The organism is Streptosporangium sp. NPDC002607 (genome assembly GCF_053592655.1).
This window is the reverse complement of sequence record NZ_JBSFWD010000117.1, coordinates 1-9327: the sequence shown is the minus strand read 5'-3', so window position 1 is coordinate 9327 and position 9327 is coordinate 1. Positions and strand designations below refer to the sequence as shown.

Here is a 9327-nt window from a genome sequence, read left to right as displayed (position 1 = left end):
GCCGCCGGTCACTGCGGCACGCCACGGTTCCCTCCCCCCGCCCCGCGAGTCCCCGGCCCCGGGGGCGCCGCACCCCGGGGCGGCGCCGCGGGCGTGTGAGTGCGACGCGGGCGTGGCGCGCCGCCGCGGAGCGCCACGTGCGGGCCGGCCATCCGGCACCGCCCATCACCGAACCGGCTCGCGCGGCGGCCGATCCTGCCGAACCGCCGCTCAGTCCTGGCTGTTCAGCGCGCCGGGAAGCCGCTCCAGCAGGCTCTTCAGGTCATCGGCGTGCTCCTCCTTCTGGGCCGGCAGATCCTCGAAGACACGCCGGGTGGTCACGTCGCCGTCGCCGAGCCGGTTGACGATCTCGGCGTAGGAGGCGATCGCGATCCGCTCGGCGACCAGATCCTCCTTGACCATCTCGATCAGGTCGAGGCTGTCGTCGTACTCGGCGTGTGAGCGCGCGGTCAGCGTCTCGGGGTTGAAATCCGGCTCGCCGCCGAGCTGGACGATGCGCTGGGCGAGCCTGTCCGCGTGCTCCTGCTCCCCCGCGGCGTGCTCCAGGAACTCTGCCGCCACCACCCCCGAGTGAATGCCGGAGGCGGTGTAGTAGTACCGCTTGTGAAGTCTCCCGGCGCCTTCCGCGTCATGCCTGGACGCAGCGGCCATGAATATTTCTGCCGATCACAAAAATTTTCCACGCCCAAACCGAGTACGGAATATCAAAACGCGTGCGACGTACCCAGGAGAAGCTCGATCAAAAGGACTACGAGCACTCCTCAGGCGTGGAGCGACACTCCGAAAGGTTTCGGATATGCTGCCCAGCATGTCAGGTAAGCCTCGGGTGACGATCGCCCGCATCGCCCAGGAGGCCGGGGTCTCCGCGCCCACGGTCTCCAAGGTGATCAACGGCAGGTCCGAGGTGTCGCCGGAGACCCGCAGGCGAGTCGAACGGCTCCTTCACAAGCACGGCTACGTCCGCCGTGCCACCGGCGCCGACGGCCCCGTCGGCCTGGTAGACCTGATCTTCGCCGAGTTGGAGAGCCCGTGGGCGATGGAGCTCATCCGCGGGGCCGAGAGCGCGGCCGCGGAGGCCGAGGCCAGCATCGTGATCTCCGTCCTGCACACCCACGCCGGCCCCGGTCGTGACTGGCTCGACCGGCTGGCGGCCCGCCGTACCGACGGCGTGATCATCATTGGCTCCCGGCTCTCGGCTCAGCAGTACGGCCAGCTCAACACCCGCTCGATCCCCTTCGTGGTCGTCGACCCCGAGGGCGAGCCGGCCCCCGGCGTGGCGTCGGTGGGCGCGACCAACTGGCAGGGCGGCCTGAACGCGACCCGGCACCTGCTGGAACTGGGCCACCGTCGGATCGGCATGATCGGCGGTCCACCCGACGTGCTGTGCAGCCGCGCCCGCATAGACGGCTACCGTGCCGCGCTGGAGACCGCGGGCGTCGAGGTCGATCCCGCGCTGATCCTGCACGGCGACTTCCTCGTCGGCTCCGGCCACGACCACGGTCACGCCCTGCTCTCGCTGCCCGACCGCCCGACTGCCATCTTCGCCGGCAGCGATCTGCAGGCCTTTGGTGTCTTCGAGGCCGCCAGGCAGCGCGGACTGCGCGTCCCCGACGACCTGAGCGTCGTCGGCTTCGACGACCTGCCCCTTTCCAGGTCCGCCTGGCCACCGCTCACCACGGTCCGCCAGCCCCTGGAGGAGATGGCCTTCCTCGCCACCCGCATGGCACTGGGCATCTCCCGCGGCGAGGCTCCCGAACCCCGCCGGGTCGAACTCTCCACCGACCTCGTCGTCCGGGAGAGCTCCGCTCCCCCAGCGGGCTAGCGCGCGAATCTCACCGAGCTTCACCGGCGGCCTGTCGTGGCCGTCTCCGGAGCCTCGCCACGGGAGCACCGTGCCGTCGCTCCTGCTTCACGTCGATTACGACGTGCCTCTAATCCCGCCAACTCCTATGGCAAATTACCCCGATATTTCATGCGATCTCGCGATAACACTTCTCCCCTATTACCTTGTCTCATATGGTGACTCTGCCGCGAAAAGCCTTCGAATAATAAACCCTTAAATCCGGCATGTGGCCACCAGTGACAGGGGAGAAGCCCATGGCCGCTTCACGATGGAGAATCACTCGTCTCGCACTCGTCTCGTTGCTCACCGGCGTTCTGATCGCGGGCCTCACCGGGACCGGGACCGCGACCGCCATCGCGAGTGGGCACGCCCCGCTGAGCGCCTCCACCGCGAGAAACCTCGACGACATCAACCAGGACATTCGCAGCGCCCAGTACGTCGTCAATCGTTTCTGGGCAACGCACTGGTCCGAGTTCTTCCCCGGCTGGTATTCACCCCCGCGCGTTCTCGGCGGGTACGACGGCGCGCGGAGCAACGCGCCGAGATGCCAGGGGTCCCCCCTCCCCGATGACAACGCCCTGTACTGCTGGCCGCCCTACGACTTCATCGCGTGGGACGTCGATCTGATGCGAATGGGATACCGGCAGGGGGACGCCTGGGTCTATCTGATCATCGCGCACGAATGGGGCCACGCCGTCCAGGCCCGCATTCCACGGAAGCTGCTGTCACGGCGACTCGAACTCCAGGCCGACTGCCTCGCCGGGGCGACCCTTTTCGGAGCCGCCGAGGACGGCATCCTGTTCTTCGAGACCGGCGACACCCAGGAGATCGCGGCGGCCCTGCGGCAGCACGCCGACGACACCCCCTGGACCGACGTGAGCGACCACGGCAGCGCCTCCCAGCGCCTGAGCGCCTTCAACCGGGGCGCGCGCCAGGGCGTGCGGGGATGCTTCACCTGACGAGGGGCTCTCCCCGGGACCTCGGCCGCCCTCGCGAATCCGCCCGTTCGTATCCGTTCCCCGGCCCGCGCGTGAGCCACCCGCCCCGCGCGCGGGTCCGGCCCCGCGCGGGATGTCGACCCCCGTCATGGGCTCGTGGTCACTCCGCGGCGAGTCCGCGCCGGATCAGCCGAGCACCACGGGTTCAGGATCTCTCCGTCGCTAGGCGGAGCTGTGCGCCGGGACCCACCTTGCTTCGGCCGGGAATCCCTTGCCCCTGAGGCCGCGGAGGGGGTCGGCCCTCTTCCTGGAGAGCGACTCGGCGCCCCGCCGGTCGTCCGGCAGCACCTGCCAGATGGGATCACGCCGGATGACCGGCCGGTTCCGGTCCGGCTCCGTCTCCGAGATCGGCGTCCAGAGCGTGCGGACGCCATGCTCGTTGACGAGCCGCAGGGGGGTTCGGCACCCCGGGCAGCGGATCCTTCCGGTGCCGAGGTCCTCGCGCCGGGCGGTGAAGTAGCCGTAGTGGTCCACCCCCCGCTCGTCCCACGCCAGATCCATGTGCCGATCCCAGTCGACCTCCGCGGCGGCTCCGCTCTTCGGGGCACAGACCGGGCAGGGCACCCGCATCTCCTCCCAGAACCGCGGGCCGGCGAGTTCCGGATCGTGCCTGCCGACGTGCCTGACCGTTCCGGCGACGACCCTCCCTCCGCCCGCCGTTCGCCCGCGGACCTCCGGAGCGGTGGTGATCGGATCGGAGTTGTTGATGAGCCTGGCGAAGCGATCCGCGTGGGCGTCACCCAGGCGGGGGACGCCCAGGACGGTACGGGCGGTCAGGTGTTCCAGTCGCCGGATGGCGCCCGAGGGCCGGGCGACGTGCGCAGAGGTGATCATGGGTGGCGTGGAGCCGCGTGGCAGCAGCCACAGCGTGGCCAGCAGTTCGCTCACCGTCCAGAACGACGTGAAGTAGTCGGGGGCGGGATGGACGATGGCCCTGCCGGTCGCGATGATCTCGTACATCAGCCGTGCCACGCCTTCCCACATCTGCTGCCGCGTGACCACCTCGGCCGGGTAGGAGTACTCGCGGGGCGGCACCATTCGCACGGTGACCGCGTGGGCCTTCTCGAAGGTGGCACGCCACTCCTCCGCCTCCCTGCGCCCGCCGTCGTGGAAGCTGAGAAAGTAGTCGGCCGGGTTGTCGAACATCCAGTAGTGCCCCGGTGAGCGCGGCGACGGCGCCCGGTCCGCCCCCAGCGCGCGGCGCAGGTGCCGCTCCAGCCACTCGCCCAGCGCCGGGTTCTCCAGGGTCTCGCCGTGGACGGGAGCGTGGCTGGCACGGGTCAGTACGTTGCGGGGCAACGGGCTGCGGCTGAGGACGATGCTGCCGGGGTCGAGCTTGGCGCGCGTGTCGAAGGCCGCGTAGACGTCCTCGGAACCCTCGACCGAGCAGTCCCACACGACGAAGGTCGACGTCCGCCGCGCCGCGAGCGCGACGGCCCCGCCGATGCCGGGAGGCGCGACCACCAGACCGATCCCCAGCCTCGCACAGATCGGCCGTACCCAGTTGTCCAGCAGGTCACGGCCGCTCTCGGTCGGCGGTACGAAGGCCGTCAGGGTGGCGTTCACCCGGCCGTCCCAGCCGGCCCGGCCTGCACGGCCGGTGCGACCGGTGCGCCCCACGGCCGGTGGCCCGCGCGGCCCGTCGCCGGCCGGCCAGGCCGCCGGCGATCCCTCCCGGGGTTGTACATGGAACCCATCTGACGCTCTCCCCTTGGCATGACGTTCCGTGAACGGCTCTCTCCGGCAGCGGAGGGTGTGCGGTGGCGATCACCCGCGCGGTCACCCGTCCAGATGGTTCTCCAGGAGGGTGACCAGCTCGATGACCCCGTGGAAGGGGAGAGGCGGCTCGGCCCCCTCGGCCTCGATGGTCCCGGCGATGTGACCGGTAGCGGTCCTCTGGACGTCTATGGTCAACCGCATTCCGGCCTCCCGTCGGCGGCGCCGCTCTCCTGGCGCTCTGGCAGGCGCTCACGGTAGTCGCGGGAGAGGAGGAAGGCATCCGGGTGGCACCCCTACGGATCGCCCGGCGGGCTTCGACACGCCCTGCTTCTCCGTACGCCGGCCTGGGGAGGCCGTTCCCCGGTTACTCGCCGGGGTCGGACAGGACGGCGCGGAGCTCGATCCTGCTGGTGACGTTCAGCTTGGCGTAGACGCGGTTCAGCTGTGTCTCCACGGTGCTGATCGTCACCGAGCGCCGCTGCGCGATCTGACGGGTGGTCATGCCCTCGCAGACCATCGCCACGACCTCACGCTCGGCCCCGGTGAGGCTGCCGAAGGCCGCGCTGGGACCGTCCACCGACAGCCTGAGCTCCCCCGCCGTCTTCAGGGCGAGGTCGGCGTAGGCGGCGGCACCGGTGCGGTTGAAGGTGGCCAGCGCCCGCCGCAGCGACCGCTCCGCCTCGGCATGACGACCCCGGGCGTGCAGGGAGCGCGTCGTCACCAGGTCGATCCGGCCGGCCTCGATCGGCAGACCCACCTCTGCGGCCAGGGCGAAGGCCTCCTCACAGTCCCGTACGGCACGCGCGTGGTCGCCGCGGGCGGCGGCGATCTGGGCCCGCACCCTGGCGATGGACATCAGCGTTGAGCGGCGCCCGCTGGAGGCGGCCCTGTCGGCGAAGGCGCCCAGGGCGGCGTCCGCCTCGTCGAGCCGGCCGAGCAGGGAGAGCGCGTCGGCACCGACCGGGCCGAACAGGTGGGTACCGGGCTCCAGCGAGTCATAGTGGAGCTCGATGGCCTCGGCCGCGCTGAGCAGCCGCTGGGCGTCGCCCCGGGCCTGGGCGATCGCCGCCCGCGCGCCGGCCGCGTAGGCGAGACTCACCCTGCTCTCGACGATCGGCGCCCATTCCGCGGCCTGGCGGGCGTGCTCGCGCGCCCGGTCCCACTCTCCCCTGGCCGCGTGGGGGTAGCACGCCAGGGAGTGCAGGAGGGCGTAGTCCCAGACCCGCTCGTTCTCCTCGGCGTCGCCGACGGCGAGCCGGGTGAACCTGACGGCGTCGTCGAGCCTGCCCCGCCGGTACTCAACCTCGCCCAGGAAGCCGAGCGCCTGGCCCACCCGCAGCGCCTCGCCGCGCGTGGCCCGCGCGACGCTGTCACGCAGGTCGCCGGAGGCTCCGTCGAGGTCGTCGGTCCACAGCCGGATCATGCCGCGGGCCACCAGACCGTCCAGCCCGGCCGCCGAACCTGGCAGGTCGGCGTCCGCCAGGGACCACAGTGCCTCCTCGGCCCGTCCGGCCAGGGTCCAGCCCAGGGATTGGGCGAACCAGGCGAACGCCCGCACCCACGGCTCGCGGCTGCCCGCCGCGACGGCCGCCGTGCCGTACTCGACCATCTCGGGGTAGGAGATCTCGACCACGCCGATGATCGCCAGCTGGGCCGCGATGCGCGCCCGCAGGTCCGCGGGCGCGTGCGGGCTCTCCGCCCCGTCGTACCCGGCCGCGCCCAGTGCCTTGACCAGCAGCAGCCTGGCCTCCGCGACGCGTCCGGAGATCAGGGCCTGGTAACCGGCGACGTAGTCGCGCCAGGGGCCTGCCGGCGCGGCGAGGATCTCGCTCTCGTAGCGCCTGGCGACGGTGGCGTCGCCGCAGACCAGCAGGGTCTCGGCGGCGGTCAGCACGCGGGCGACACGGTCGGGCCCCGGCGGGGTCAGTTCCGCGGCGTGGCGGGCGTAGACGGCCGCCAGCGGCAGTCTGCCCCGAGACAGCTGGGCCTGGGCCTCGCCCTGGGCCAGCGCGGCGAGCTCACCGTCCGTACCGCCACCGGAGGCGGCGATCCCGTGCCAGAGCGCGCCCGGCCCTCCCAGCAGGGCGGCGTTACGGTGCAGGGCACGGCGGCGCTCGACGCTGGAGTCGTAGTAGATGCGGTCCCAGACGAGCAGGGTGGTGAAGGCGAACTCCTGCCCCGCCGTTCCCGGGATCTCCTTGACCAATCCGGCACCGACGGCCTCCGTGAGGGGAACGGTGACGTCGGCGACGCCGGAGAGCGCACGCAGGTCGGCCAGGCGGAAGCGGCGGCCGAGCACCGCCGCCGCGCCCACGACCTCGCGGGTGCGGCGGGCACACGACGCCAGCCGCGCCACGACGGCCTGGGTCATACCGCGAGGGGCGGGCAGCGGGCCGTTGCCGAAGTTGATCGAGCGCATCTCCACCTGGTCCAGCAGGAGGATCGAATGCTGCGCGTTGCCGTCGGTGTGCTCGTGCAGTCTCCTGGCTCCTGAGGGGGTGAGCCCGTCGTGGCCTGTCGCGACGGCGAGCCGTACGAGATCGTCGGCGGAGAGCCCCTCGACCTGGAGCAGGCGCCCCTGCGGCGAGTCGAAGATGCGCTCCCAGCCCTCGTGGAGTTCCAGGGGTGGCGCGTCCGGAGCCGTTCCCGGCGCATACCCGGGAGCCTGGTGGACGACCAGGAGCATGACCTGAGCGTTGCGCAGGCGCCGGGCCGCCAGGCGGAGCGCGGTCATCGACTGCCGGTCGCCGCAGTGCGCGTCGTCGACGACCACGATCAGAGCGTCCGCGGCGGCGAACTCCGCCGCGATGGCCTGGCCGACGAAGGCGGCCTCGGCCTGCCCGGCCAGCGTCCGGGCGAGCGTCGGGGTCGGCAGCTGCTCGGCGATCTGTTCCAGCACCCCCCAGGGATGGGCGAGCGCGTCCTCGTCGCCGAAGGCTCGCACGGTCCGCACCCCGGGGACGGTCCGCAGGAAGCGCTCGACCAGCTCGGTCTTGCCGATTCCCGCCGTCCCCCGGACACCCACGATCCGTGCGTCGCGGCGTCTGGCCGCTCCCCACGCCTCCCCGAGGAAGTCGAGCTCCCGCTTCCGGCCGATGAACAGCGGAGAGGTTCTGCCGTGCAACGCAGCGCTCCCTTTTCACGTTTCGCATGTTCTTGACGGTGATTATGGGTCAGAGATCAACCTATCGGCACTGATTTCACCTGAAGATTCTTCGCGGAGCGAATCCGAACGAATTTCACATCGTCGGCGTACGGCGCGGATTCCACCGCGGACACAAACGCGAGGGCAGGCCGGAAAGCGGGCCGCGATCGCACGGACTGCCGGGAGCCGGCCCCGCGGGAGATCCGCTACGCCCGCTCCCACAGACTCCCACCTGCTCTTTTTCCGATCCCACCGGCCGATTTCCCGCGCGGGGAACGATCCGCACTCGGGAGGGGGAGTGATTCACGAATACGGTCGACCACAAAACGACCGCCATCCTTAATTCCCACACACACGGTATGGATTTTCCACGACCGGTGGCTTCGGCGCTCAGTAAGTATGCGATGACGCGAAGTGCCCAATGCCCCGCACCATTACGCAGGAGCGCACACCGCGGAGACCACGTGCGATTTCCCCGCCACAACTCGGTGGTCAAGGTCGCGCTCGCCACCACCACCGCGGGATGGGCGACGTCCGTCACAGCCGCAGGGCGTGGATCGAATCGCCCGCCGCCCAGCCGGCGTGCGTGCCGCTGGAGATGCGCTCGGGAGGCCTCACCCTGGCCGGCGGACCGTCGGCCCCCCTGACCGCGTCGAAGACCAGGCAGTCGGAACGGTCTTCGTTCAGGTCGGTGGTCAGCGTGACAAGTTGACATCCTCTCCGCCCTAACGGACGGAGATTCCCGCCTGCCACGTCGTACGCGGCCTCGGGTGGGTTACTGCTTCTTCGCGCGGTGCCGGAACAGGTCCCGGTCTTACCCACACTCCACAGTCGTTTGGCCTGTCCGCCTGCCCGGTGGCCAGAATGTTGATCGCAGCGTTGACATCCCGGTCATGGACGGCCGGCTGAGGCCTCCTCCGTGACGGACGTTCACGTCTTTGACATCCCCAGCCACGCACACCGCCCGCCTCGGGTTCAGCGGCGCCCGGCCGGTGTCGAAGCTCGCGTGGCCCATCGACCCGGTCGACCGCAGGTCGATCGGCAGCAGCGCGGTAACGGGTCTCCGGTCACCCCTCGCGCGAACACCTTGAACCGCGTCTTCGAGTCGTCGTACGCCCACGAGGAGGTCTCGATCACCTGCGCCCGGAGTGAAACCTTCCCCGATCAGTTGAGGTGGAAGACCTCCTCGAGCGAGACCATGCCCTCGTCCGGGCGGCCGTCGAGGCTCTCGAAGAACGGCGCCATCTCGGCCTGCCATCGGGCGTTGACCTCTGTCGCGGCCATGGCCTCGCGGGCCGCCTCGAAGTCCTCGGTCTCCAGATAGCCGACCAGCAGCCCGTCCTCGCGCAGGAAGAGCGAGTAGTTGTGCCAGCCGGTGGCGCTCAGGGCGTCGAGCATCTCGGGCCAGACGGCACGATGGCGCTCGCGGTACTCCTGGAGGCGCTCCGGCCTCACCTTCAGCAGGAAGCAGACACGCTGCATGGGATTGCCCTTCTCGGGTGTGGCCCGCGCCCGGACTCACCGGGCGCGGGCCGTGCCGGTGGTGTCGGTCAGAAGTCGAACTGGTCGATGTTGGCCTTGTCGAAGACGAAGGGCGGACCCAAGATGATCTCCCCGTCCTT

General features: G+C 70.6%; 7 protein-coding genes. 2 read left to right on the top strand and 5 right to left on the bottom strand.

Annotated elements, in window-relative coordinates; all coding sequences use genetic code 11:
- Positions 1 to 210 precede the first annotated feature (210 nt).
- Positions 211 to 651, bottom strand: coding sequence for a ferritin-like domain-containing protein (locus tag ACWD3H_RS46925; protein WP_451959697.1), 441 nt, complete (start codon positions 649 to 651; stop codon positions 211 to 213).
- A 157-nt stretch (positions 652 to 808) separates the two neighbouring features.
- Here ACWD3H_RS46925 and ACWD3H_RS46920 point away from each other — a divergent pair, with 157 nt between their 5' ends.
- Both ACWD3H_RS46920 and ACWD3H_RS46915 read left to right on the top strand, forming a co-directional pair.
- Positions 809 to 1822 carry a LacI family DNA-binding transcriptional regulator gene (locus ACWD3H_RS46920; RefSeq protein WP_350926274.1) on the top strand — a complete coding sequence of 338 codons (1014 nt, stop codon included), beginning with the start codon at positions 809 to 811 and terminating at the stop codon, positions 1820 to 1822.
- Between the two features lie 275 nt (positions 1823 to 2097).
- Complete coding sequence (locus tag ACWD3H_RS46915) at positions 2098 to 2802, top strand: neutral zinc metallopeptidase (protein ID WP_451959696.1); 705 nt, start codon at positions 2098 to 2100, stop codon at positions 2800 to 2802.
- 201 nt (positions 2803 to 3003) lie between these two features.
- Here the strand turns inward: ACWD3H_RS46915 and ACWD3H_RS46910 are convergent, their stop codons facing one another.
- The 4 genes from ACWD3H_RS46910 to ACWD3H_RS46895 form a co-directional block, all read right to left on the bottom strand.
- A complete protein-coding gene (locus ACWD3H_RS46910; RefSeq protein WP_451959695.1) occupies positions 3004 to 4407 on the bottom strand; it encodes a hypothetical protein in 1404 nt (467 codons plus the stop codon).
- Between the two features lie 213 nt (positions 4408 to 4620).
- Entirely contained in the window at positions 4621 to 4761 is a 141-nt protein-coding gene (locus tag ACWD3H_RS46905; RefSeq protein WP_350926280.1) for a hypothetical protein, read from the bottom strand.
- A 163-nt stretch (positions 4762 to 4924) separates the two neighbouring features.
- Complete coding sequence (locus tag ACWD3H_RS46900; protein WP_451959694.1) at positions 4925 to 7684, bottom strand: AAA family ATPase; 2760 nt, start codon at positions 7682 to 7684, stop codon at positions 4925 to 4927.
- A gap of 1185 nt (positions 7685 to 8869) precedes the next feature.
- Positions 8870 to 9187, bottom strand: a complete 318-nt coding sequence (locus tag ACWD3H_RS46895; RefSeq protein WP_350926284.1) for an L-rhamnose mutarotase — start codon at positions 9185 to 9187, stop codon at positions 8870 to 8872.
- Positions 9188 to 9327 lie beyond the last annotated feature (140 nt).